We start from the raw sequence: 23,013 nt of genomic DNA on the forward strand, positions 1-23,013 counted from the left end.
GTAGAGCGGAGCTTGCTCCGCTGGGGCCGTCCCGACGAACCGAACGAAAGGCAGCGGAGTCCCCAAAAGGGGATTGCCACAAGCTCCGCTCTACAGTGCGCCCCTGGGGCCTTTTCGGCCAATGGCGGCGATGGGCTTTACCGATGCAACGCCAGTCATCGCAGTGACCCCACACACACCACCAGGCGATGGGCGACAATGCCCCGCTTATCCCCTCCGCACGCAGGACCGATCGCCATGACCGCCGCTTCCGACCTCATCGCCTCCGCCAAGCAGTACACGCTCAGCGTGTACCGCCAGCGCGAACTGGTGCTGGAGCGAGGCCAGGGCGCCCACGTGTGGGACACCGAAGGCCGCGAGTACATCGACCTGTCGGCCGGCATCGCCGTGTGCGGCCTGGGCCACCACGACCCGGACCTCACCGCCGCGCTGATCGAACAGGCCGGCAAGCTCTGGCACACCAGCAACATCTTCTACAGCGAGCCGCCGCTGCGCCTGGCGCAGGAGCTGGTGGAGGCCTCGCGCTTCGCCACCCGGGCCTTCCTGTGCAACTCCGGCGCCGAGGCCAACGAGGCGGCGATCAAGCTGGTGCGCAAGTGGGCGGCCGGGCAGGGGCGCGCGCCCGAGCGGCGCGTGATCGTCACCTTCCGCGGCAGCTTCCACGGCCGCACGCTGGCCACGGTCACCGCCACCGCCCAGCCCAAGTACCAGGAAGGCTACGAGCCGCTACCCGGCGGCTTCCGCTACGTGGACTTCAACGACCTGGCCCAGCTGGAAGCGGCGATGGCCGGCGGCGACGTGGCCGCGGTGATGCTCGAGCCGGTACAGGGCGAGGGCGGCGTGCTGCCGGCCGCGCCGGGCTATCTGAAGGGCGTCGAGGCGCTGTGCCGCCAGCACGACGCCCTGCTGGTGCTGGACGAGATCCAGTGCGGCATGGGCCGCACCGGTGAGTTGTTCGCGCACTGGCAGGACGGGGTGACGCCGGACATCGTGACCCTGGCCAAGGCCCTGGGCGGCGGCTTCCCGATCGGCGCGATGCTGGTGGGGCCGAAGGTGGCCGAGGTGATGCAGTTCGGCGCGCACGGCACCACCTTCGGCGGCAATCCGCTGGGCGCGGCGGTGGCGCGCGTGGCGTTGGCCAAGCTGGGCTCGCCGCAGATCGCGGCCAATGTAGTGCGCCAGTCGCAGGCGCTGCAGGCGGCGCTGGCCCGCCTGGACGGCGAGCTGCAGCTGTTCGCCGAGGTGCGCGGCCGCGGGCTGATGCTGGGCGCGGTGCTGCGCCCGCAGTACGCCGGCCAGGCCGCGGCCATCCTCGACGCCTGCGCCGCGCACGGCCTGCTGCTGCTGCAGGCCGGCTCGGACGTGCTGCGCTTCGTGCCGGCGCTCAACCTCACCGACGAGGAACTGGCCGAAGGCCTCACCCGCCTGGAAGCCGCCCTGCGCGATTGGCTGGCCGCGCGCTGAGAGGCCGGCCAAGCCTGTGGGAACAACGCGCTTTTCCGATCAAGTCGCCACCGCCCTGTAGAGCGGAGCTTGCTCCGCTGCATTTCGGCCGGATCATAGGGAAAGCCCCAGCGGAGCAAGCTCCGCTCTACAGGGGGGAGCGGGCCCTGTGGCCTTTTTGGCCTACGGCGGCGAAGGTGTGCAAGCGAAACCCATCGCCGCCTAGGCAGCTCCCACAAAGACGGGGCAAGCCCCCTGCTAGAATCCTCGCCCTTCACGGTCTGCGTTCGAGTACCCCGCCATGAGCCAACCCGCCACCGCGCCGGCCAATGCCGAAAAGCGCTACACCGTCACCCGCGCCGACCTGCCGCTGAGCTGCCCGCTGCCGTCGATGGCGCTGTGGAACTCGCATCCGCGCGTCTACCTGCCCATCGAGGACGCGCCCAACCGCGAGGCCGACTGCCCGTACTGCGGTTCGCACTTCGTCCTTGCCGACTGAGCCGGGCACGCGCCGGCTGACGGTGGTGCAGCTGCTGCCGGCACTGCACGCCGGCGGCGTCGAGCGCTCCACCCTGGAAATCGCCGCCGCGCTGGTCGCGGCCGGCCATCGCGCCCTCGTGGTCTCCGCCGGCGGGCGCCTGGTGCCGGCGCTGGAAGCCAGCGGCGCCACCCATCTCACGCTCGACATCGGCCGCAAGGCGCTGGGCACGCTGCGCCATGTGCGCACGCTGCGCGCGCTGTTCGAGCGCGAGCGTCCCGACATCGTCCACGCGCGCTCGCGTCTGCCGGCCTGGATCGGCTGGGGCGCGCTGCGCGGCATGCCGCGCGCCGCACGCCCGCACCTGGTCACCACGGTGCACGGGCTCAATTCGCCCGGCGCCTACAGCGCCATCATGACCCGCGGCGAGCGCGTGATCTGCGTGTCCGACACCGTGCGCCGCTACGTCCTGCAGCACTACCCCAGGACCGATCCGGCGCGCCTGCGGGTGATCCCGCGCGGCCTGGATCCGACGCAATTCCCACGCGCGCCGTGGCCTGATGCGCCGATGCGCGCCTGGGCCGCCGAGCAATTCCCGCAGCTGGCCGGCGACGGCCCGCTGCTGCTGCTGCCCGGGCGCGGCACGCGGCTCAAGGGCCATGGCGACGGCCTGCAGCTGCTGGCCGCGCTGCGCGCCGATGGCCTGGACGCGCGCCTGTGGCTGCCCGGCGCGCGCGAGCCCGGCCGCGAGGACTATGTGGCCGAGCTGGAAGCCCTGGCGGCGCAGCTGGGCATCGCCCAGGCGGTCGCCTTCACCGAGGTCACCGCGCGCATCGCCGACGCCTATGCCGCCAGCGACCTGGTGCTGCAGCTCTCGCGCAAGCCCGAGTCGTTCGGCCGCACCGTGATCGAGGCCCTCTCGGTCGGGCGCCCGGTGCTGGGCTGGGCGCACGGCGGGGTGGGCGAACTGCTGGGCGAACTGCAGCCCTCCGGCGCCGTGGCGCCGTTCGATGCGCAGGCGCTGGCCGCCGCCGCGCGCGCGCTGCTGGCCGCACCGCCGGCGCCGACGGCTACCATGCCCTACACGCTGGCCGCGATGCAGCGCGCCACGCTGGCGCTCTACCAGGAACTCACCGCCCCATGACCACGCCCGCTTCGACGCTCCGACTTGCTCCGCGCGCGGACGGCTGGCGCTGGGCGCCGGCCTGGATCCTGCTGTTCGTCGCGCTGTGGCCGGCGCCGGGCTATGCCGAAGCGGTGCTGGCGCTGGGCGCGCTGGCCGCACTGGTGCAGCTGGCCCTGCACCGCTTCCGCGGCGGCGATCGCCTGCTCAGCAACGAGGCCTGGGCGCTGACCAGCGTGATGTTCTGCGCCTACTGGGTGCCGGAATTCATCTCCGCCTTCGACGCGGTCGACCATGGCCGCGCCTGGGGCGAGGCCGCCACCGACCTGCGCTATCTGCCCTTCCTGTGGCTGGTGGCCTCGGCGGTGGCCAACGAGCGCGGCCGGCGCATCACCTTCGGCGGGCTGGCCATCATCGTGGCGATCTGGACGCTGGATGCGCTGGTCCAGGTGGCGGTGGGCACCAGCCCGCTGTTCTTCGGCATCGACGCGCTCAAGCAGGCCTTCAGCGGACATCCGATGTGTTCGGCGGCCGAGGTCGAGGCGGTGGACCGGCTCAGCGGGTTCCTGGGGCCGTGCAACCTCAAGCTCGGCCTGGTGCTGGCCAGCCTGTCGCCGTTCGGCCTGTTCGCGGCCGGGCGCCGCTTCGGCATGGGCGGCTGGCTGCTGGCCGCGGCGGCGATCGGCGTGGTGGTCCTGCTGGCCGGCGCGCGCGCGGCCTGGATCACCTATGCGCTGGTGCTGGTGTTCTCCGGCTGGCGGCTGCTGGGCTGGAAGCCGCTGCTGGGCGTGTTCGCCACCGCCGCGGTGCTGCTGGCGGTGATGGCGGTGGCCTCGCCCAAGCTGGCCAAGCGCGTGCAGCTGACCACCGCGGCTTTCGCCGGCGACGAGGCCGGCGTGGACACCGCGCTGTCCGGGCGCGGGCGCATCTGGCAGGCCGCCGGCTGCATGATCGGCGAGCACCCGATCAATGGCGTGGGCGTGCGCAACTTCCGCGATGTCTTCCCGGCCTGCGATCCCACGCCGAGCGTGGCGCCGGCCTGGGGCCACGGCCCGGCACTGCACGCGCACCAGATCGTGCTGGAGATCCTGGCCGAGACCGGCGTGATCGGCCTGCTGCTGTGGCTGTCCGGCGCGGCGCTGGCCTGGCGCGCCTGGCGCTTCGCCACGCCGGAAGCGCGCGATCGCGCGCGGCCGGCGATGCTGGCGCTGGCGGTGACGGTGTTCCCGTTGAACACGCACCTGGCCTTCTACTCGACCTTCTGGGGCGGGCTGACGCTGCTGCTGGCCGCGCTGTACGCCGGCAGCCTGCTGGCGCGCCACGATGCCGCCGCGGCCTGAGCCGCGCTGCGCCGGCCTGGGTCCGCTGCGCTGGCTGTGCCGGGGCGTGGCGGCCTGGCCGCAGCGGCGCGTGCTGGCGCTGGGCCGCGCGCTGGCCTGGCTGCTGACGCCGCTGCTGGCCTCGCGCCGGCGCATCGCGCGGATCAATCTGGCGCTGTGTTTCCCGCAGCTGGACGCGGACGCGCGCGAGGCGCTGGTGCGCACCAATACGCGCGACAGCGTGATCGGCCTGCTGGAGATGATCCGCGCCTGGTACGCGCCCTCCAGCGCCTTGGCCGGGCTGTTCGAGGTCGAGGGCCTGGAGCACCTGCGCGCCGCGCAGGCGCAGGGCCGCGGCGTGCTGCTGCTGACCGCGCACTTCCCCAATGTCGACCTGGGCGCGCGCCTGCTGGGCGAGGCGCTGGGCGCGCCGATGTCGTGCATGGTCCGGCGCACCGGCGGCTCCTGCGGCGAGCGGCTGATGCAGGACGGGCGCCGGCGGGTGTTCGCCCATGTGGTCGGCAAGAAGGACGTGCGCGGTCTGCTGCGTGCGCTGTCCGGCGGCGCGCGCATGGTCTACCTGGCCGACCAGAACTTCACCTACAACAGCGCCTTCGTGCCGTTCTTCGGCGTGCAGGCCGCCACGCTGACCACCACGCCCGAGCTGGCGCGCCGCGCCGGTGTGGCGATCGTGCCGTACTGGTGCCAGCGCCTGGCTGATGGCCGCTACCGCGTGCGCGTGGACGCGCCCTGGCCGCAGGCCGACGCATCCGACCCGAGCGCCTTCGCCGCGCGCTACATGCGCGAGCTGGAAGCGGTGATCCGCGCGCATCCGGCGCAGTATCTGTGGTGGCACCGGCGCTTCAAGACGCGCCCGGCGGGGGAGGCTTCGCCTTACTGACGAGGAGTGAGCGAGCGCCGCCTTTACTCACTCCTCACTCCTCTGCGCTCGCTCCTGCCCAATGATGCGGCGCGGCGGGCGTCACACCTGGCGGGCGGGCCACAATCGCGCGTCGCTCCCGGGGTTCGAGCATGGCGCTGCGCAGCGTGTCCGCGGTTGTGTTGAGCATGGCCGCGACGGTCTGCCTGCTGGCAGAGGGGAGCAGGGCGGCGACGCAGGCAGACGCCGCGGCACCGCGCGACGACGCAGGCGTGCCGTCCTGGACCGTCACGGCGCCCGTGCAGGAGCGCTACCTGGCCGCGCACGGCCTGCGCGGCTTCGCCGGCGGCTACGGCAGCGATGGGCTGGAGGTGTGGAGCTTCCCGGTGCAGATCGCATCGGGCTATCGGCTGGAATTCCTGCGCGGCGATGGCACGCGCTGGGAGGCGGCCGACGCGCCGGCCGCGGCCACGGTCGATCCCTTCGGCCTGACCCGCGTCTACGCGGCGCCGGGGCTGCGCGTGTCCGAGCGGATCGAGGCGCGCGACACGCTGCCCGGCGTGCGCGTGCGGCTGCGGGTGGAGCAGGCGCCACCCACGCTGCGCATCCGCGTGCACCTGGTGCCCTCGCTCAACCTGATGTGGCCGGCGGGCATCGGCGGGCAGGAATTCGGCTGGGACGATGCCGCCAAGGGGCTGCTCCTGCAGGAGCCCAGCGGCGCCTTCCGCGCCCTGGTGGCCTCGCCGCAGGCCGGCGCGCACAGCGTGCCCAACAACGACCGCCGCGGCAGCGCCTTCGGCCAACCGCTGTTCCTGGACCTGGGGCCGACCGCCTGCGGTCGCGACCGCTGCGCCACGCTGGCGTTCGCCGCGCAGAGCGAGCGCGACGAAGACGTGCACGACACGGTGGCCGCGCTGCTCGAGGCGCCCGAGGCGCCGGCCGCGGCGGATGCGGCGCGCTACGCGCAGGCCACGCGCCTGCGCATCGCCACGCCCGATGCCCAGGCCGACCGCGCGCTGCGCTGGGCGCAGGTGGCGCTGGAACAGGCCTGGTCGTGCAACCCGCGGCTGGGCTGCGGCCTGGTCGCCGGCTACGGGCCCTCGCACGGCGCGCGGCGGCCGCAGTACGCCTGGTACTTCGGCGGCGACGGGCTGGTGACCACGCGCGCCCTGATCGCCAGCGGGCAGTTCGAGCGCGCGGCGGCGCAGCTGGCGTTCGAGCTGCGCTACCAGCATCCGGACAACGGCATGCTGTGGCACGAGCTGTCGCAGAGCGCCGGCTTCCTGCAGTGGGTGCGCGACTACCCGCACATGTACGCGCACGTGGACATCGCCTTCGATTTCCTGAGCGTCACCGCCGAGTACGCGCGGGCCAGCGGCGATGACGCCTTCCTGCGCGCGCACTGGCCGCAGCTGCTGGCGGCCTGGCGCTACTGCCGGGGGCTGATCGACGCCGGCGACGGCCTGCCGCGTGTGCCGGCGGGCAAGATGAGCGGCAACGAGCAGGACGCGCTGACCGACGAGCTGACCCTGTCGGCGGCCTGGGTCGACGCGGCGCAGGCGATGGCGGCGATGGCCGACACGCAGGGCGATGCGGCCCTGGCCGCGCAGGCGCGCGCCGACGCCGTGCGCGCCCGCGCCGCCATCCGCGCGCGCTATCGCGATCCGGCGGGGCAGTGGATCAGCGGCTTCCACCGCGACGGGCGCCCGGGCGAGCGCTTCAGCGGCGCGGACCTGGCCGCCATCGGCAGCGGCGCGGCCACCCCACAGGAGGCCGCGGCCATCTTCGCGCAGCTGGCCTCGCCGGACGTGCTCACCGACTGGGGCCTGCGCAGCAAGCCGGCGAGTGCGCCGGATTACGAGCCGCAAGCCTATTCGCGCGGCAGCGTCTGGGGCCTGGGCAGCGCGGGCGCGGCCGAGGCGATGTGGCGCGCCGGCCGCGGCGCGCAGGCGGCGGACCTGTGGCAGCGGCTGGTGCCCTGGGCCGCGCAGGACGCGCCCGGGCACATGCACGAGGTGCAGTCGGGCGCGGCCTTCGTGCCGCAGCGCGAGTCCGTACCCGAGCAGACCTGGTCCTCGGCCTCCTTCCTGTCGGCCGCCATCGGCGGATTACTCGGACTGGAAGTGGACGGCGCGCGGCGGCGGCTCGCCTTCGCGCCGCAGCCGCCGGCCGAATGGGACTGGCTGCGCGTGCAGGGCGTGCGCGTGGGCGCCGACGGCGGCACGGTCGACCTGGCCTGGCGGCGCGAAGCGCACCGGGCCGTGCTGGAGCTGGACAACCATGGCCAGGCCTTCGACCTGACCTGGCGCCAGTTGGGCGGCAATGCCGCGCCGCCCACGCTCGAACGCCGCATCGGCCCCGGGCGCACGCGCCTGGTCCTGCCTTGGAGCGAGGAGTGAGCGCAGAGGCGTGAGGCATGAGGCGTGAGCAAGAGCGGCTTTCGCTCATGTCTCACGCCTCTCCACTCACTCCCGCCTCACCGATACAGCGCGCCGCGCCCCTCAGGCTGGCGCTTGAAGCGCCGGTGGATCCACAGGTACTGCGCCGGCACCACGCGGATCATCGCCTCGATCGCCGCCATCACCCGCGCCGTGTCGGCGGTGGCGTCCTTGGACGGGAAGTCCTCGAACGCCGGCGACAGCCGCAGCGTATAGCCGCCATCGGGCCGGCGCTCATGGGCGAAGGCGATCACCGCCGCGCCCGACAGCCGCGCCAGCTGATGCGTCGAGGTCAGGCTGTAGGCCGGCCGGCCGAAGAACGGCACGAACACGCTCTCGCCCCGGCGCGTGTCCTGGTCCGGTGCGAACCACAGCAGCCCGCCCTGCTTGAGGTGCTTGAGCGCCGGGCGCAGCTCCTCGCGGCCGAACATCGCCGTGGCATAGCGCAGCCGGCCGCGCTTGACCGCCCATTCCATCGCCCCGGTGGCGTGCGGACGGTACATGCCGGCCAGCGGCGCGTAGTCGCACATCAGCCGCGCGGAGAGCTCCAGCGTGGTGAAGTGGCCGGAGATCACGATCACCCCGCGCCCGCCGGCCTGCGCGGCCTGCAGATGCTCCAGGCCTTCCACGCGCAGGTCGCGGCGCATCGGCGCCACATCGCCCCACCAGGCGCGCGCGAACTCGAACAGCCCCACGCCCAGCGCGGTGAACACCTCGTCCAGCAGCCGCGCGCGCGCGGCCGCGTCCAGCTCGGGGAAGCACAGCTCCAGGTTGCGCGCGGCGACCTTGCGGCGCGCGCCCAGGACGACTTTGAGCAGCCGCCCCAGCGGCTTGCCCAGCCTGCGCTGCAGGCCCCAGGGCAGGCGCGCGGCGAGCGCGGCCAGGCCGATCCCCAGCCAGGTGGGCCAGGTGGAGGGCGCCAGCGGCGCCGGGCCGGGATCGAAGGGCGTGGCCTGGCGCGGTGCGGCCTGCGCGGAACGGTCGGTCATGGCCGCCATTGTAGGCCGGGCGGCGCTGGATCCCTGTGCCGCGTCCTTTCTCGTATCCTTGCGCCCGATGCGTCGTGACCTGACCGAAACATGGTTGCGTGCCCTGTATTCGGCCGTGCTCTACGTGCTGACGCCGGCCACGGTCTACCACCTGATCTGGCGCGGGTTCCGCGTTCCGGGCTATTTCCAGCGCTGGGGCGAACGCTATGCCGCCTGGAGCGGGGCGCCGCACGACGTGGACGTGTGGGTGCACGCGGTCTCGGTGGGCGAGGTCAACGCCGCCGCGCCGGTGGTCGATGCCCTGCGCCGCGACCATCCGCACCTGAAGCTGCTGATCACCACCATCACCCCGACCGGCTCGGACCGCGTGCGCGCGCTGTGGGGCGATGCGGTGCTGCACGTCTACGCGCCCTACGACCTGCCCGGCGCGGTCGGCCGCTTCCTGGCGCACTTCCAGCCCGGCGTGGCCCTGGTGATGGAAACCGAACTGTGGCCCAACCTGCTGCTGGGCTGCCGCGACCGCGGCATCCGCAGCTACATCCTCAACGCGCGGCTGTCGGCGCGCTCGCTGCGCGGCTACCGCGTGCTGGCGCCGCTGATCCGCCGCGTGGTGGCCAGCGTGCACCGCATCGGCGCCCAGTCCGTCGCCGACGGCAAGCGCTTCGTGCGCCTGGGCGCCTCGCCCGAGGCCATCGTCGACACCGGCAACCTCAAGTTCGATATCGCCGTGCCGCAGGGCCTGGACGCGCTGGTGACGCAGTTCGGCCGCCAGGTCGGCGCGCGGCCGGTGTGGATCGCCGCCAGCACCCATCCGGACGAGGAGGCCCAGGTGGTGGCCATCCACCGCCGGCTGCTGGCGCGCTTCCCCGAGCTGCTGCTGCTGTGGGCGCCGCGCCATCCCGAACGCTTCGGGCGCGTGGCCGAGCTGGCCCAGGCCGCCGGCTGGCGGGTCGGCCGGCGCAGCGCCGCCGGCTGGCCGCGTGCGGGCGATGCGGTGTTCGTGCTCGACACGCTGGGCGAGCTGATGGGCTTCTACGCCTGCGCGCAGGTGGCCTTCGTCGGCGGCAGCCTGCAGGCCATCGGCGGCCACAACCTGCTCGAGCCGGCCGCGGTCGGCACCGCGATGGTCACTGGCCCGCATCTGCACAACTTCGTGGAGATCTCGCGCCGCCTGCAGGAGGCCGGTGCGCTGGAAATCGGCCGCAATGCCGAGGAGGTCGGCACGCTGCTGGAGGCCCTGCTGGCCGACGCGCCGCGGCGCGCGCAGATGGCCCAGGCCGGCCGCCTGCTGGTCGAACGCGGCCGCGGCGCCCTGGCCCGCACCATGGCGATGGTCGCCCCGGACCTGCGCCCGCGCTAGCCGCGCCAGAAGACATCAGCCGCCTTCGGCGGCCTCCCTGTAGAGCGGAGCTTGCTCCGCTGGGGCCTTACCCACGAACCAACCGAAGCGCAGCGGAGCAAGCTCCGCTCTACGGGGTGGCTTGCCAATGATCCGACCAAGCGCAGCGGAGCAAGCTCCGCTCTACGGGGCTTGCCAATGATCCGGCCAAGCGCAGCGGAGCAAGCTCCGCTCTACGGGGCTTGCCAATGATCCGGCCAAGCGCAGCGGAGCAAGCTCCGCTCTACAAGGAGGGCGCGGCGTGAGCGGAGGAGACCGCGACTCCGGCAGCGCCATCCCATGGCTGCCGGCGCTCGGGGCGAGGCCAGATCCGGCTCGCCTCGAACCGGCAGCCCCAAGCCTCAATGCGTCCGCGAACGCCCGGCATTGAGCTCGATCAGCCGCTCGCGGATCGCATCGGCATCCTGGGCCTTCGGAGCCACCTGCAGATAGCGCGACAGGTCTGCCTGCGCGCCGCGGGCGTAGTCGAGCTTGAGATAGGCCAGGCCGCGATCGCGCAGGGCGTCGGGCTGGTCGGGCACCAGCTTGAGCACGCGGTCGGCGCTGCGCGCGGCGCGGTCCCATTCGTCGCGCTCGGCGTAGACCCCGTGCAGGTTGCGCAGCACACGTACCAGGATCGCCCGGTGCGAGGCCGGGTCCAGGATCTGCAGCAGCGCATTGTCGTCGGGCACATCGCCGCCCAGGTGCGGCTTGGCGCGCTCGCGCAGCTCGTCGGCGCCCAGCGGCCGGCCGCCGTTGAACGGGTCCATCACCAGGATGCCGTCGTCCACCGGCAGGCGCACCAGGAAATGCCCGGGGAAGGACACCCCGTCCAGCGGCACGCCCAGCCGGCGCGCCACCTCGATCTGCACCACCGCCAGCGAGATCGGATTGCCCAGGCGCCGCTCGAACACCTCGTTGAGGTAGCTGTTGCGCGGGTCGTAGTACTCGTCGTGGTCGCCGGCGTAGCCCAGCTCCTCGAACAGGTGCCGGTTGATCGCCGCCATCTTCAGCGGCCAGGAGGCGATCAGGTCGATCTCCCGGCGCAGATGCTCGGCGTGGCTCTGCACCAGGGTGTCGTAGAGGTCGGCATCCAGCTGCGGATATTCATCGCGCGCGATCAGCAGCGCGGTGCCCAGCAGCGGCAGCGCATCGTCGGCCTGGCTGGCCAACGAACCCCATTCCGGCAGTGTCAGTCGATCCCCCATGCCCACAGACTGCAGGCATTCGCGCGGCTTATCAAGCCCGCCCACCCGGCGCGTTGGCGCTCAGTTGGGCTGGGCTTTCAGCTCGACCTTGGGGTCCACTTTGAGCGTATCGCCGTCCTTGACGCCGAGCTTGGCGGCCTGGCCCGCGTTGAGCTCCAGCACGTACAGCGCCGGGGCCTTGCTGGGGTAGGACGGGCAGGCGTTGCCGGCGCTGCACGGCGGCACGTCGCGCTGCTGGCCGACCAGCTTGAGGTCGTGGTCGAAGTAGAGGATGTCCAGCGGGATGTGGGTGTTCTTCATCCAGTACGACAGCGGCTGCTCGTTGTCGTGGATGAACAGCATGCCGTGGTCGGCGGCCAGCTCGTCGCGGAACATCAGCCCGCGCTGGCGCTCGCCTTCCTGATCGGCGATCTCGACCTGGTAGCGCTGTCCGGCCAGCTCCACCCAGGGCGTGCGCGCGCAGCCGGTGGTGCAGATCAGCAGGAGCGCGGCGAGCAGGACGAGGCGAAGGGACATGCGGACAGCCGTGGCGCGTTCGGGAGCGCGCACCTTCGTGCAAGGCCCGGGGCAGGTCAAGTGCGCCGCGGCCGGCGGCCGTCACCGCGCGTCCGGTCGCTCCGCGTCGTAGGCCTGGGCGATGCCGGCATACTGGCCGCGCGCGCGGCGCGCCAGCGCATCGACGAGGGACGGGTCGGGCTGGCCGAAGAGCTGGCCGGCCAGCGCGGCGGCCGCGGCCTCCAGGCCGAGCGGATCGTCCGGCGTCCCGGCCCGCGCAGCGGCGTCGTACTGGCCGAAGCGCTGCTCCAGCAGCGCGGCCAGCCCCGCGTGCCCAGCGTCCCGGGTGACCCCGGTGGCCTCGGCCTGCTTGGACAGCAGCCACCACGGCGGCCGCGGCGTGGCCTGGCGCGCGGGCGGCGCGCCGCCGAGCACCCGCAGCAGCGCGAACTGCGCCAGCCAGACGCGGAACACGAACAGCTCCAGCAGGCAGGCCGGTGGATCGCCGTGCCGTTCCAGCACCTGCGCATAGGCCAGGCGGTAGTCGATCCAGCGATAGGAGGCTTCGACGGCGGCGTAGGGCGAGCTGTGGTGCATGCGACATCCTGTCGGTGCGGTTCCGCGCGCATCGGGGCCTGGGTGCAGCACAGGCCCGTGCCGGGCGGGGAGTCTGGCTTGTCTAAAGCCTAACTTTACTTTATTTGAAAGTCAGATGCGCAAGTTGCAGACTCCGGCCTCGCTACCGTCGTGGCATGGATATCGCGCGCAGACGGCAAGGCTTCGCCAGCCGTTTCAACAAGGCCCTGGAGACCTCGGGTCGTTCGGGGCTCAGCGACGGCGAGCTGCTCAAGCTGTTCGGCCGTCACGGCATCGCGGTGACCACCCAGACCGTCTCCAACTGGCGCAACGGCAAGCACATGCCCCGGCTGGAGCAGATCGAGGGCCTGGCCGAGGCGCTGAACATGGACGCTGCCGAGCTGGCCTTCGACGGCAAGGGCGGCAAGCTGCGCGTGCAGGAGCCGCGTGCGGCCTGGCATGCCAACAGCCCGGAGGAGCGCACCCTGGTCGAGGGCCTGGCGCTGCTGGAGCCGGAGGAGAAGGCGCTGGTGCAGGAACTGGTGCGCGTGCTGGGCCAGCGCCACGCCGCCAAGCGCCGCGGCCGCCGCAAGCGCGCCTGACGCAGCCTGGGGGAGCCACTGGCGCTTCCGATCAGTCCGCGCCCCCTTGTAGAGCGGAGCTCGCTCCGCTGCTTTTCGTCCGGTTCGCGGGAAAGGCCCGCAGCGTAGAGCGGAGCTTGCTCCGCTGCTCTTACGGCCGGTTCGCGGAAAAGGCCCGCAGCGTAGAGCGGAGCTCGCTCCGCTGCGCTTCGTCCGGTTCGCGGGAAAGCCCCAGCGGAGCAAGCTCCGCTCTACACGGGGGATCGGCCTGCTTTACAGCACCTGCGGCGGCTCGCCGCCGACGATGACCACATCGGCGCGGCGGCGCGCGAACAGGCCGACGCTGACCACGCCGGGGATCTGGTTGAGCGCGGTCTCCATCGCCACCGGGTCGGTGATCGACAGGTTGTGCACGTCCAGCACCACGTTGCCGTTGTCGGTGACCACCCCGTCGCGCCAGACCGGCTGGCCGCCGGTCAGGGCCAGGATCTCGCGCGCCACCAGGCTGCGCGCCATCGGGATCACTTCCACCGGCAGCGGGAAGCGGCCCAGCACCGGCACCTGCTTGGACGGGTCGACGATGCACACGAAGCGCGCGCTGGCCTGGGCGATGATCTTCTCGCGCGTCAGCGCCGCGCCGCCGCCCTTGATCAGGCACTTGTGCGGGTCGCACTCGTCGGCGCCGTCCACGTACAGCGACAGCGTGCCGGTGTGGTTGAGGTCCAGCACCTCGATGCCGTGCGCCTTCAGCCGCGCGGTGCTCTGCTCGGAGCTGGACACCGCGCCCTTGATGCGCGACGGGTCGCGGCCGAGCGCGTCGATGAAGTAGGCCACGGTCGAGCCGGTGCCGACACCGACGATCATGCCGTCTTCGAGGTAATCCATGGCTTTTTCGGCGGCCAGGCGCTTGGCTTCGGTCATGAGGGCAGATGTGAGTGGAGAAGAGTGAGGAGTGAGAAAAGGCAGGAGCCGAGGCGATGGGGGGCGAGCTTTCGCTCACTCCTCACTTCTCTGCGCTCACTCCTGCTCCAACGACAGCAGCAGCTTCCACTGCGCCGCCGTCACCGGCAGCACCGACAGGCGCGTGCCCTTGCGGATCAGGGCGAAGTCCTCGCCCAGCGCATCGGCGTGTTCGCGGATCTGCGCCAGGCTGACGCCGTGCTTGAGATGGCGCACGTACTTGACGTCCACCAGCTCCCAGCGCGGCTGCGCCGGATCGGATTTGGGGTCGTAGTACTTGGACTTCTTGTCGAACTGGCTCGGGTCGGGATAGGCCGGGGTCGCCACCTCGGCCACGCCGTAGATGCCCGGCACCTCGGCGTTGGAGTGGTAGAACAGCACGCCGTCGCCGACCTGCATGGCCTTCATGAAGTTGCGCGCCTGGTAGTTGCGCACGCCGGTCCACGGCTCGGTGCCCACGCGCTGAAGGTCATCGATGGAGAAGTCGTCCGGTTCGGACTTCATCAGCCAGTAGCGGCGGCGGGCGGTCATCGCGGTTCCAGGAGGAGCGTGGAGGATTCGGTGCAGATCACGTCGGGACGCACGTCCCAGGCGCGCGGCGGCGGCAGGTCGGTGCGCTGGGTCTCGAAGCCCACGCCCACCAGCCACGGCGGCGGCGCGCTCGCGGTGCGCATGGCGAAGCTGCGGTCGTACCAGCCACCGCCCATGCCCAGCCGGTGGCCGCTGGCATCGAAGCCCACCAGCGGCATCACCACCAGCGCCATCTGTTCGGGTTCCAGCGCCGAGGACGGCGCCACGTCGGGTTCGGGAATGCCGAAGCGGTTGGTCACCAGCCCGTCGCCGGCGCGCCACGGCGCGAAGCGCAGCTCCTCGCCGTGCAGCACCGGCAGGCAGTAGACCAGGCCGGCGGGCAGCTTGAGCTGGAAGGCGTGCAGGCCGATCTCGCCATCGGTGGCCCAGTAGCCGGCGACGTAGCCGCGCTCGGGCAGGAACGGCAGCGCCAGCAGCCGCGCGGCCAGGGCCTCGGCGCCGGCGATGCGCGCGGCGGCGGGCAAGGCGCGGCGGCGTTCGCGCAGGCGCGCGCGCAGGGCGGGCAGGGCGTCGCTATCGCTCATGAAAAAAGAATGCCGCGTCCTGGTGCAGGGCGCGGCATTCTAGAAGATTGAAGACATCCTCCGCCAATGGCGATGCGGCGAAACGACCTTGAACCCGGGGTTCAAGTGGGACAGCTTGGGGGCCATCGGGCTTCCCGCTACAAGGCGGACTTGCGCTCCCGGCTTCCGTTGCTGCCCCGCGGTCGTCATTAAGGGACAAGGCGAATGTTTTGCACGCTGTCGATCACAGCAGAGGATGCGTGGCCAGTATAGCGATGCGTCGAGGTTTGCCTAGGCCGTTCGTCGGCGCGGTTCAGTGCGCGGTGGTGGACGTGCAGCGGATGTGTGGATGACGCATGGCATCGCGCGCGCTGCGATGCAGAGGTGAATGCTGATTGCGAAGGCCTCATCGCCCCGAGAGCGGCTCCCAGTCCTGCGTGGGAATGACGAGGACGACAGACAGAACTGCGTCTGGCGATGGCTCACCTGTAGAGCGGAGCTTGCTCCGCTGCTCTTCGTTCCGTTCGTGGGGAAGGCCCCAGCGGAGCAAGCTCCGCTCTACAGACGGGCGGCCGCTAGATTTGAGGAGACAGTCGCTCCCACAAGAGCGGGATGGAATGACGAGGACGACAGGCCGAACTGCGGAGGGCAGGAGCTATCACTGCGTCACCGCGCTACTGACGACTTTTTGCGATAGCTGCCATGGCTTCTCCCACCTGGCACCCGCGTCAGCGCGGTTCGAGCCAGCCGTCCAGGCGGCGGTGCAGGTCGGCCAGGGTGCGCGTGAGTTCGCTGTCCTGTGCGGCCTGCTGGTCGCGCAGCTGCTGCAGTTCGTGCGCCAGGTTGAGCGCGGCCAACACGGCGATGCGGTCGGCCGAGGCCATGCGGTGCGCGCCGCGCACCTCGCGCATGCGCGTGTCCAGCAGCTTGGCGGCGGCCATCAGGCTGCCGCGCTCGCCCGGCTCGACGCCGATGGTGTATTCGCGATCCAGGATATGGACGTTGACCGGCTCGCTGCTGCTCACGTGTGCTGCTCCAGCGAGCGCAGGCGGGTGATCATCGCCTCCACGCGCGAACGCGCCAGTTCGTTCTTGGCCAGCAGCTGCGAGCGCTCGCTGCTCAGCTGCTCCTGCTGCACGCGCAGGCTGCGGTTTTCCTCCGTCAGCCGCTGGCAGCGCTCGCCCAGCTCCTGCAGGCGCGAGGCCAGGGCGCGCAGCTGTTCGATGGCATCGGGCGGATTCATGCCGGCACCTTAGGCACGGGGCCGGCGGCCGGTCAAGCTGCAGGCGGGCGCGCGATGCAGGCCTGGGTTCAGGCGCTGGCGCGCAGGTCCGAATCGGGAGCGTAGTCGCGCAGGAATTCCAGGCACTGCAGGCGTTCCATCGCCCGGGCGACGTAGTGGCCCTGGACCTCGTCGCAGCCGCGCTGGCGCAGGAAGGCCAGCTGCGCTGCGGTCTCCACCCCCTCGGCCACCACCTTGAGCGAGAGCGACTGGGCCAGGGCGATGATGGCGCTGGTGATGGCCTCGTCCTCGAGGTTCTGGTCCAGGTCGCGCACGAAGGTCTGGTCGATCTTCAGCGTGGTCAGCGGCAGGCGCTTGAGATAGGCCAGCGAGGAATAGCCGGTGCCGAAATCGTCGATCGCGATCGACACGCCCAGCGCGCGGCAGGCTTCCAGCACGCTGCTGCTCTGCTCGGGGTTGGCCATCAGCACGCTTTCGGTCAGTTCCAGCTCCAGCCGCGAAGGGTTGACGCCGGCCTCGGCCAGTACGCGGGCGACCACGTCGGCCAGGTCGCCGCGCTGCAGCTGCAGGGCCGAGACGTTGACCGCCACGCTCAGATGGGTCAGGCCGGCCTCGTGCCAGGCGCGCAGGGTCTGGCAGGCCTGGCGCAGCGTCCAGATGCCGATCTCCACGATCAGGCCGCTCTCCTCGGCCAGCGGGATGAACAGGCTGGGCGAGATCTCGCCCAGTTCGCGGCTTTCCCAGCGCAGCAGCGCCTCGGTGCCGGTGATGCGCTCGCGATGCAGCGACAGGCGCGGCTGATATACCACGCGCAGTTCGTCGCGCTCCAGCGCCCGGCGCAGCGCGCTGGACAGGATGGCGCGGTGGCGGGTCTTCTCGTCCATCACCTCCGAATACACCGCCCAGGTGTGGCGGCCGGCGGCCTTGGCCTGGTACATGGCCGTGTCGGCGTGCTTGAGCAGCTCGGTCGGCACCTGGGCGTGCTCGGGGTAGAGGCTGATGCCGATCGAGGGCGAGACCGCCAGCTCCAGCCGGTCGCCGAAGGACAGCGGCTGGGTGAAGGCCTGGATGATGCGCTCGGCCACGCGCTCGGCATCGACCGGCGCGGCGATGCCTTCCAGCACCACGGTGAACTCATCGCCGCTGAGCCGGGCCACGGTGTGCTGGGCGCCGACGGTCTGCTGCACGCGCGCGGCGGCCGCGCGCAGGATGCGATCGCCGGTGGCGTGGCCCAGCGAGTCGTTGATGTCCTTGAAGCGGTCCAGGTCGATGAACAGCACCGCCACGCGGCCCTTCTCGCGGCGCGCGCGCACCACCGCGCGCGAGAGCCGCTCGGACAGCAGCGAGCGGTTGGGCAGGCTGGTCAGGGTGTCGTAGTTGGCCAGGTAGCGCAGCTCCTGCTCGGCGCGCTTCTGCTCGGTGATGTCGCCCAGCACCAGCACCACCATCGGCCGCTGCCCGCTGCCGTCGGGCACCACGTTGGTCTCGATGCGGCACAGGATCTCCTCGCCGTCCTTGCGCACCTTCCAGGCCTCGCCGGACCAGCGGCCCTCGCGCGCCAGCTGCTGGCTCATGCGCGAGGCGCTGTCGCCCAGCTTCTGCCGGCTGTCCAGCAGCGACAGCGGCTGGCCGGCCACTTCGGCGCCGTCGTAGCCGGTCATGCGGCTGAAGGACGGGTTGACGGTGATGAAGCGGTAGTCGGCATCGAGCACGGCCACCGCCTCGCTCATGCTGCGCATGACCTCGCTGGCCACGCGATGCTCGTATTCGGCGCGGCGGCTGGCGGTGATGTCGCGCGCGGTGCCGGCCAGGCGCAGGGCGCGGCCGTGGGCGTCGCGCTCGACCACCCGGCCGCGCGCGCGGACCCAGATCCAGTCGCCGTCGCCGCGCAGGTCCATGCGGTGTTCGGACATGAACAACGGTTCCTGCCCGCGCAGGTGGCTGCGCAGGCGCTGGGTCACCAGCGGCAGGTCGTGCGGATGCACCGCGGGCATCTCGCCGATGCGGGTGAGCATGACGATGGTGTGGCTGGCGGGAGACTGCTCGTCGGCGCGCATGCGATGCAGGCGGCGGCCGATCAGGTCGTAGTCCCAGAACACCTCGCCAGAGGCCCACAGCGCCAGCTTGAGCGGATCCTCGCTCTCCGGCGCGGTCGATACGTGCGCACGGCGGCCGGGCAGGTACGGCCGCCACAGCACGCGCGTGCCGACCGCGATCACGCCCAGCAGCACCAGCGCCGCCAGCGCCATCCACATCGATGACAACGATGTCGAAGCGGCGCCAGCGCCAAGCAGGAAGGGCAGGGAGGACGGTGGCATCACGTGGGAACGGCTCCGCCGCGGCGGCCAGGACAGGCGCTGCCCGGCAGTGTAGGCGTGAGCGCCGTCACACAACAAGCGGCGCTGCGGGCTTTCGATTTACACTTGTTCGATGCATCCGTTTTTCAAGTCAGACCGTGCGCAGGTGACCCCATGAGCCTGCCCACTCCCGAGGACGTCGACCAGGCCGCGCGCGCGCTGGCCCTCGGCGCCAGCCCTTACGAACTCCACGGCGCGCTGTGCGGCTGGCTGGCCGGCGGCGGCGCCAATGCGCAGGACTGGCCGGCCCGCGTACTGGCCGACCCGGCGCTGCCGACGCCGCCGGCCGACAGCGCGCTGGACACGCTGCGCACCACCACCGCCACCCAGTTGGAGGACCGCGGCTTCGGCTTTGACCTGCTGCTGCCCGATCCCGCCGCCGGCCTGGAGGAACGCGCGCAGGCGCTGTTCGACTGGTGCCGGGCGTTCCTGGGCGGCTTCGGCCTGGCCGCGGTCGGCGATGCGCCGCTGTCCGACGACGGCGCCGAGGCGCTGGCCGACCTGGGCAAGCTGGCCCAGGCCAGCCCCGAGCTGGGCGAGGGCGAAGAGGACGAAGACGCGCTGGCCGAGATCGAGGAATTCGTGCGCGTGGCCGTGCTGCTGCTGCACGGCGACTGCGTGCTGGCGCCGCGCCATCGCAAAAGCCTGAACTGATGCGCGCGGCCACCGGCATCGGCGCGGCCGAATTCGCGCGCCGGCGCAAGGCCCTCATGCGCATGGCCGGCGAGGACGCCATCCTGGTGCTGCCGGCCGCGCCCGAGCGCGTGCGCAGCCACGACACGCACTATCCGTACCGGCAGGATTCGGACTTCTGGTATCTCACCGGCTATCCCGAGCCGGGTGCGGTGCTGGTGCTGATCCCTGGCCGCCGCCACGGCGAGGTGATCCTGTTCAACCGCGACCGCGACCCGGCGCGCGAGGTCTACGACGGCCCGCGCATCGGCCAGCAGGGCGCGGTGGACGGTTACGGCATGGACGATGCGTATCCGATCGAGGACATGGACGAGATCCTGCCGGGCATGCTGGAAGGCCGCTCGCGGGTGTACTACCACTTCGGCCGCGACACCGAGTTCGACCTCAAGCTGATCGGCTGGGTCAACCAGGTGCGCGCCCAGGCGCGCGGCGGCGCGCAGCCGCCGCACGAGTTCCTCGAGCTGGGCCATCTGCTGCACGAGCAGCGGCTGTTCAAGTCCGCCGACGAACTCAAGCTGATGCAGCGCGCCGCCGAGATCAGCATCGACGCGCACCTGGCCGCGATGCGCGGCGCCCATGCCGGCGTACGCGAGTACCAGCTGCAGGCGGTGATCGAATGCGTGTTCCGCGCCAGCGACGCCTGGCCGGCCTACGGCAGCATCGTCGGCGCCGGCGCCAATGCCTGCATCCTGCATTACGTGGCCAACAACGCGCAGGCCAGGGCGGGCGAGCTGGTGCTGATCGACGCCGGCGCCGAATACCGCAACTACGCCGCCGACATCACCCGCACCTTTCCGGTGGACGGGCGCTTCAGCAAACCGCAGCGTCAGCTGCACGACCTGGTCGGCGCCGCGCAGGCCGCCGCGCTGGCGCAGGCGCGCCCTGGCGTGCCCTACGAGGCCGGCCACGAGGCGGCGGTGGAAGTGCTGACCGAGGGGCTGCTGCAGCTGGGCCTGCTCAAGGGCAAGCTGGAGACGTGCATCGCCGAGGGCAGCTACAAGCGTTTCTATCGGCACAAGACCGGCCACTGGCTGGGCCTGGACGTGCACGACGTAGGCGACTACCGCCTGCAGGGCGAGTCGCGTCTGCTCGAGCCGGGCATGGTGTTCACCATCGAGCCGGGCCTGTACATCTCGCCCGACGACACCAGCGTGGAGGCCAAGTGGCGCGGCATCGGCATCCGCACCGAGGACAACGTGGCCATCACCGCCGACGGCCACCGCGTGCTCACCGCCACGCTGGCGCGCAGCGCCGACGAGATCGAAGCGGTGATGGCCAGCGGCGGTTGAGATTCGGGAAGCCACTGCCTCCTCAAATCTCGCAGCCGCCTATCTGTAGAGCGGAGCTTGCTCCGCTGGGGCCTTTCTCACGAACTGACCGAAGAGCAGCGGAGTCCCCAAGAGGGGATTGCCACAAGCTCCGCTCTACAGGTGGAATCCGCCACGGCGGCGAAGGGCTCTCTACGTAAAGCCTCATTGCCGCGCTGGCGCGCAGCGCCGACGAGGTTGAAGCGGCTCAAATCTCACAGCGGCCTATCTGTAGAGCGGAGCTTGCTCCGCTGGGGCCTTTCTCATGAACTGGCCGAAGAGCAGCGGAGTCCCCAAGAGGGGATTGCCACAAGCTCCGCTCTACACATGGGAGCCGCCATGGCGGCGAAGGGCGCTCCACGTAAAGCCTCATTGCTACGCTGGCGCGCAGCGCCGATGAGGTTGAAGCGGTGATGGCCAGCGGCGGTTGAGATTCGGGAAAGCCACTGCCTCCTCAAATCCCGCAGCCGCCCATCTGTAGAGCGGAGCTTGCTCCGCTGAGGCCTTTCTCACGAACCGAACGAAGAGCAGCGGAGTCCCCAAGAGGGGATTGCCACAAGCTCCGCTCTACACATGGGAGCCGCCATGGAGGCGAGGGGCTCTACCGGGAAAGCTCCATCGCCGCCATGGCGGCTCCCATCCACATCAGCGCTCCGCAAATGCCGGGCGGGTGAGGTTGTCGGCGCCGGTGTCGGTGCACAGCACCTCGTCCTCGATGCGGATGCCGCCGTAGGGCTTGAACTGCGCCACGCGGTCCCAGTTGATCGCCTCGCCGTGGCCGGCGGCCCTGGCGTCGTCCAGCAGCATGTCGATGAAGTAGAGGCCCGGCTCGATGGTCACCACCATGCCCGGCTCCAGCACGCGGGTCAGGCGCAGGTAAGGGTGACCTTCGGGGCGCTCGATGCGCCCGCCGCGGTCGGAGGCCGCGAAGCCGGCCACATCGTGCACCTGCAGCCCGATCGCGTGGCCCAGGCCATGCGGGAAGAAGGTCGCCGACAGGCCGCTGGCAACCGCCGCCTCGGGCGAGACGGTGATGACGCCGAAGTCCTTGAGGATGCCCATCAGCGCCAGGTGCGCGTCCAGGTGCAGCTGCTTGTAGTCCACGCCCGGCGCCACGGCCTGGCCCATGCGGATCTGGGCCGCGTCCAGCGCCTGGATCATGGCCTGGAACTCGCTGCCCGGGTCGGCCGCATAGGTGCGGGTGATGTCGCTGGCGTAGCCGGCGGCGCTGGCGCCGGCGTCGATCAGGAAGCTGCGCGACTGCGCGGGCGCCACGCGCTCCAGTTCGGTGTAGTGCAGCACGGCGGCGTGTTCGTTGAGGCCAATGATGTTGCCGTAGGGCAGCTCGGTCGCGTCCTGGCCGACCGCGGCGCAATAGGCCATGTGGATGTCGAACTCGCTGGCGCCGGCGCGGAAGGCCGCCTCGGCCGCGCGATGCCCGCGCACGGCCAGCGCCTGCGCCTGGCGCATCAGCGCGATCTCGTACGGCGTCTTGTAGGCGCGGTGATAGGCCAGGTAGTCGATCACCGCCTCGGGGTTGTTGGGCACGTAGGCGCCCAGCGCGCTGTGCGCCTCGCCCAGGATCGCGCAGCGCGCGATGTCCTTGGGCAGCAGCGCGGCGGCCTGATCGGCGGTGCGGATGATGTCGATGTCGAAGTGCGCGACCCACCAGCCGCTCGGCGCGGCCGGCACCACGTGCCAGTAGTCGCGCGGCTGCAGGAAGATCAGGCGCGGGCGCTGGCCGGGCGTGTACACGATCCAGCTGTCGGGCACGCGCGTCAGCGGCAGCCAGGCCTTGAATTGCGGATTGACGTAGAAGGGGTAGTTCAGATCGTCGGCGTGCTGGTAGTGCAGGCGGCCGCTGGGGATGACCAGATGGTCCAGGCCGCCGCGCGCCAGCGCTTCGTCCGCGCGCGCCTTGAGCGTGTCCAGGTGGGCGGCGTAGCGCGGGGCGGGATCGGGCAGGGACATGGCGGCGGCTCGTTGCGGTGAAGAGTCGCGAAGTTTACCCGCCGCCTGGTGCGGGGCTCTTGTCGCGGTGTGTTGCACGCGGGGCTGTGCGTCCGCAGCACCTGATGGCGCTTGGCGTCGAAACGCCTAGCCCAAAACCGTCGCTCCCGCGAAAGCGGGAACCCAAGGACGTTGCTCGAACTGGACGGACGTCCCTGGATCCCCGCGTTCGCGGGGATGACGGGCTTTGAGTGCATCGCGCGCAGCGGGGATTGGCGTTCGGCGAGTCGGTGGGCTCAAGGCTCGCGCCGCACCAGCGACAGCGACAAGACCACACTACCGTCATTCCCGCGAAAGCGGGAATCCAAGGGACGTTGCGCGGCCTGGACGGACGTCCCTGGATCCCCGCGTTCGCGGGGATGACGAACTTTGCGTGCATCGCGTGGAGCGAGGATTGGCGTTCGGCGAGCCGGTGGGCTCAAGGCTCGCGCCGCACCAGCA

Annotated in this window: 21 protein-coding genes and 1 other RNA gene; 10 read left to right on the forward strand and 12 right to left on the reverse strand. The window is 71.4% G+C overall.

Translation table 11 applies throughout. The features are described from left to right. Positions 1–237 precede the first annotated feature (237 nt). From EAT51_RS08760 to EAT51_RS08785, 6 genes are all read left to right on the forward strand, one after another. Entirely contained in the window at positions 238–1,464 is a 1,227-nt protein-coding gene (locus EAT51_RS08760; RefSeq protein WP_130517039.1) for an acetylornithine transaminase, read from the forward strand. Between the two features lie 280 nt (positions 1,465–1,744). Continuing rightward, on the forward strand, positions 1,745–1,942 hold the full coding sequence (locus EAT51_RS08765; protein ID WP_130517041.1) for a zinc-finger domain-containing protein: 198 nt from the start codon (positions 1,745–1,747) through the stop codon (positions 1,940–1,942). Further along, positions 1,932–3,065, forward strand: coding sequence for a glycosyltransferase family 4 protein (locus EAT51_RS08770; RefSeq protein WP_130517043.1), 1,134 nt, complete (start codon positions 1,932–1,934; stop codon positions 3,063–3,065). Before EAT51_RS08765 ends, EAT51_RS08770 begins: the two co-directional genes overlap by 11 nt. Continuing rightward, positions 3,062–4,384: an O-antigen ligase family protein gene (locus tag EAT51_RS08775; RefSeq protein WP_130561524.1), complete on the forward strand. Its 1,323-nt coding sequence runs from the start codon at positions 3,062–3,064 to the stop codon at positions 4,382–4,384. The genes EAT51_RS08770 and EAT51_RS08775 overlap by 4 nt, the downstream gene beginning before the upstream one ends. Next, on the forward strand, positions 4,368–5,264 hold the full coding sequence (locus tag EAT51_RS08780) for a lysophospholipid acyltransferase family protein (RefSeq protein ID WP_130517047.1): 897 nt from the start codon (positions 4,368–4,370) through the stop codon (positions 5,262–5,264). Before EAT51_RS08775 ends, EAT51_RS08780 begins: the two co-directional genes overlap by 17 nt. 251 nt (positions 5,265–5,515) lie before the next feature. After that, positions 5,516–7,642, forward strand: coding sequence for an MGH1-like glycoside hydrolase domain-containing protein (locus EAT51_RS08785; protein ID WP_130517049.1), 2,127 nt, complete (start codon positions 5,516–5,518; stop codon positions 7,640–7,642). 77 nt (positions 7,643–7,719) lie between these two features. Here EAT51_RS08785 and lpxL read toward each other — a convergent pair whose 3' ends face one another. Continuing rightward, positions 7,720–8,670, reverse strand: a complete 951-nt coding sequence (lpxL, locus tag EAT51_RS08790) for an LpxL/LpxP family Kdo(2)-lipid IV(A) lauroyl/palmitoleoyl acyltransferase (protein WP_130517051.1) — start codon at positions 8,668–8,670, stop codon at positions 7,720–7,722. Positions 8,671–8,737: 67 nt separating this feature from the next. On the opposite strand from lpxL, the gene waaA reads away from it, so the two are divergent. After that, a complete protein-coding gene (gene waaA / locus EAT51_RS08795; protein WP_130517053.1) occupies positions 8,738–10,030 on the forward strand; it encodes a lipid IV(A) 3-deoxy-D-manno-octulosonic acid transferase in 1,293 nt (430 codons plus the stop codon). A 380-nt stretch (positions 10,031–10,410) separates the two neighbouring features. Here waaA and EAT51_RS08800 read toward each other — a convergent pair whose 3' ends face one another. The 3 genes from EAT51_RS08800 to EAT51_RS08810 all read right to left on the reverse strand — a co-directional run bounded on the left by EAT51_RS08800 (position 10,411) and on the right by EAT51_RS08810 (position 12,348). Beyond that, positions 10,411–11,256 (reverse strand): SirB1 family protein, encoded by an 846-nt coding sequence (locus EAT51_RS08800; protein ID WP_130517055.1) that lies wholly within the window; start codon positions 11,254–11,256, stop codon positions 10,411–10,413. Positions 11,257–11,316: 60 nt separating this feature from the next. Next, on the reverse strand, positions 11,317–11,772 hold the full coding sequence (locus tag EAT51_RS08805; protein ID WP_130517057.1) for a DUF192 domain-containing protein: 456 nt from the start codon (positions 11,770–11,772) through the stop codon (positions 11,317–11,319). Positions 11,773–11,853: 81 nt separating this feature from the next. Next, a complete protein-coding gene (locus EAT51_RS08810) occupies positions 11,854–12,348 on the reverse strand; it encodes a hypothetical protein (RefSeq protein WP_130517059.1) in 495 nt (164 codons plus the stop codon). A gap of 155 nt (positions 12,349–12,503) precedes the next feature. Here EAT51_RS08810 and EAT51_RS08815 point away from each other — a divergent pair, with 155 nt between their 5' ends. After that, positions 12,504–12,929: a helix-turn-helix domain-containing protein gene (locus EAT51_RS08815; protein ID WP_130517061.1), complete on the forward strand. Its 426-nt coding sequence runs from the start codon at positions 12,504–12,506 to the stop codon at positions 12,927–12,929. 252 nt (positions 12,930–13,181) lie between these two features. Here the strand turns inward: EAT51_RS08815 and rpiA are convergent, their stop codons facing one another. The 7 genes from rpiA to EAT51_RS08850 all read right to left on the reverse strand — a co-directional run bounded on the left by rpiA (position 13,182) and on the right by EAT51_RS08850 (position 18,460). Then, on the reverse strand, positions 13,182–13,829 hold the full coding sequence (gene rpiA, locus EAT51_RS08820; protein WP_130517063.1) for a ribose-5-phosphate isomerase RpiA: 648 nt from the start codon (positions 13,827–13,829) through the stop codon (positions 13,182–13,184). Positions 13,830–13,925: 96 nt separating this feature from the next. Further along, positions 13,926–14,399, reverse strand: coding sequence for an EVE domain-containing protein (locus EAT51_RS08825; RefSeq protein ID WP_130517065.1), 474 nt, complete (start codon positions 14,397–14,399; stop codon positions 13,926–13,928). Then, positions 14,396–14,983, reverse strand: a complete 588-nt coding sequence (locus tag EAT51_RS08830; protein WP_130517067.1) for a 5-formyltetrahydrofolate cyclo-ligase — start codon at positions 14,981–14,983, stop codon at positions 14,396–14,398. The genes EAT51_RS08825 and EAT51_RS08830 overlap by 4 nt, the downstream gene beginning before the upstream one ends. A gap of 53 nt (positions 14,984–15,036) precedes the next feature. Beyond that, positions 15,037–15,221, reverse strand: a non-coding RNA gene (gene ssrS, locus EAT51_RS08835) — 6S RNA. A gap of 469 nt (positions 15,222–15,690) precedes the next feature. Continuing rightward, entirely contained in the window at positions 15,691–15,987 is a 297-nt protein-coding gene (locus EAT51_RS08840) for a cell division protein ZapA (RefSeq protein ID WP_130517069.1), read from the reverse strand. Beyond that, entirely contained in the window at positions 15,984–16,205 is a 222-nt protein-coding gene (locus EAT51_RS08845) for a TIGR02449 family protein (RefSeq protein WP_130517071.1), read from the reverse strand. Before EAT51_RS08845 ends, EAT51_RS08840 begins: the two co-directional genes overlap by 4 nt. 68 nt (positions 16,206–16,273) lie before the next feature. After that, entirely contained in the window at positions 16,274–18,460 is a 2,187-nt protein-coding gene (locus EAT51_RS08850; RefSeq protein ID WP_205953506.1) for a putative bifunctional diguanylate cyclase/phosphodiesterase, read from the reverse strand. A gap of 216 nt (positions 18,461–18,676) precedes the next feature. Here EAT51_RS08850 and EAT51_RS08855 point away from each other — a divergent pair, with 216 nt between their 5' ends. Then, complete coding sequence (locus EAT51_RS08855) at positions 18,677–19,216, forward strand: UPF0149 family protein (protein ID WP_130517074.1); 540 nt, start codon at positions 18,677–18,679, stop codon at positions 19,214–19,216. Continuing rightward, positions 19,216–20,544, forward strand: a complete 1,329-nt coding sequence (locus tag EAT51_RS08860) for an aminopeptidase P N-terminal domain-containing protein (RefSeq protein ID WP_130517076.1) — start codon at positions 19,216–19,218, stop codon at positions 20,542–20,544. Before EAT51_RS08855 ends, EAT51_RS08860 begins: the two co-directional genes overlap by 1 nt. Positions 20,545–21,207: 663 nt before the next feature. Here EAT51_RS08860 and pepQ read toward each other — a convergent pair. Further along, complete coding sequence (gene pepQ, locus EAT51_RS08865) at positions 21,208–22,533, reverse strand: Xaa-Pro dipeptidase (protein WP_130517078.1); 1,326 nt, start codon at positions 22,531–22,533, stop codon at positions 21,208–21,210. Positions 22,534–23,013 lie beyond the last annotated feature (480 nt).

The sequence above is a fragment of the Pseudoxanthomonas winnipegensis genome (genome assembly GCF_004283755.1).
GTDB classification, from domain to species: Bacteria; Pseudomonadota; Gammaproteobacteria; order Xanthomonadales; family Xanthomonadaceae; genus Pseudoxanthomonas_A; species Pseudoxanthomonas_A winnipegensis.

Excerpts from the sequence above, each read along its gene's own strand:
- EAT51_RS08760 (WP_130517039.1), top strand. The coding sequence starts at position 238 with ATGACCGCCGCTTCCGACCTCATCGCCTCCGCCAAGCAGTACACGCTC.
- EAT51_RS08765 (WP_130517041.1), top strand. The coding sequence starts at position 1,745 with ATGAGCCAACCCGCCACCGCGCCGGCCAATGCCGAAAAGCGCTACACC.
- EAT51_RS08775 (WP_130561524.1), top strand. The coding sequence starts at position 3,062 with ATGACCACGCCCGCTTCGACGCTCCGACTTGCTCCGCGCGCGGACGGC.
- EAT51_RS08780 (WP_130517047.1), top strand. The coding sequence starts at position 4,368 with ATGCCGCCGCGGCCTGAGCCGCGCTGCGCCGGCCTGGGTCCGCTGCGC.
- lpxL (WP_130517051.1), bottom strand. The coding sequence starts at position 8,670 with ATGACCGACCGTTCCGCGCAGGCCGCACCGCGCCAGGCCACGCCCTTC.
- waaA (WP_130517053.1), top strand. The coding sequence starts at position 8,738 with ATGCGTCGTGACCTGACCGAAACATGGTTGCGTGCCCTGTATTCGGCC.
- EAT51_RS08800 (WP_130517055.1), bottom strand. The coding sequence starts at position 11,256 with ATGGGGGATCGACTGACACTGCCGGAATGGGGTTCGTTGGCCAGCCAG.
- EAT51_RS08805 (WP_130517057.1), bottom strand. The coding sequence starts at position 11,772 with ATGTCCCTTCGCCTCGTCCTGCTCGCCGCGCTCCTGCTGATCTGCACC.
- EAT51_RS08810 (WP_130517059.1), bottom strand. The coding sequence starts at position 12,348 with ATGCACCACAGCTCGCCCTACGCCGCCGTCGAAGCCTCCTATCGCTGG.
- EAT51_RS08815 (WP_130517061.1), top strand. The coding sequence starts at position 12,504 with ATGGATATCGCGCGCAGACGGCAAGGCTTCGCCAGCCGTTTCAACAAG.
- rpiA (WP_130517063.1), bottom strand. The coding sequence starts at position 13,829 with ATGACCGAAGCCAAGCGCCTGGCCGCCGAAAAAGCCATGGATTACCTC.
- EAT51_RS08825 (WP_130517065.1), bottom strand. The coding sequence starts at position 14,399 with ATGACCGCCCGCCGCCGCTACTGGCTGATGAAGTCCGAACCGGACGAC.
- EAT51_RS08830 (WP_130517067.1), bottom strand. The coding sequence starts at position 14,983 with ATGAGCGATAGCGACGCCCTGCCCGCCCTGCGCGCGCGCCTGCGCGAA.
- EAT51_RS08845 (WP_130517071.1), bottom strand. The coding sequence starts at position 16,205 with ATGAATCCGCCCGATGCCATCGAACAGCTGCGCGCCCTGGCCTCGCGC.
- EAT51_RS08850 (WP_205953506.1), bottom strand. The coding sequence starts at position 18,460 with ATGTGGATGGCGCTGGCGGCGCTGGTGCTGCTGGGCGTGATCGCGGTC.
- EAT51_RS08855 (WP_130517074.1), top strand. The coding sequence starts at position 18,677 with ATGAGCCTGCCCACTCCCGAGGACGTCGACCAGGCCGCGCGCGCGCTG.
- EAT51_RS08860 (WP_130517076.1), top strand. The coding sequence starts at position 19,216 with ATGCGCGCGGCCACCGGCATCGGCGCGGCCGAATTCGCGCGCCGGCGC.
- pepQ (WP_130517078.1), bottom strand. The coding sequence starts at position 22,533 with ATGTCCCTGCCCGATCCCGCCCCGCGCTACGCCGCCCACCTGGACACG.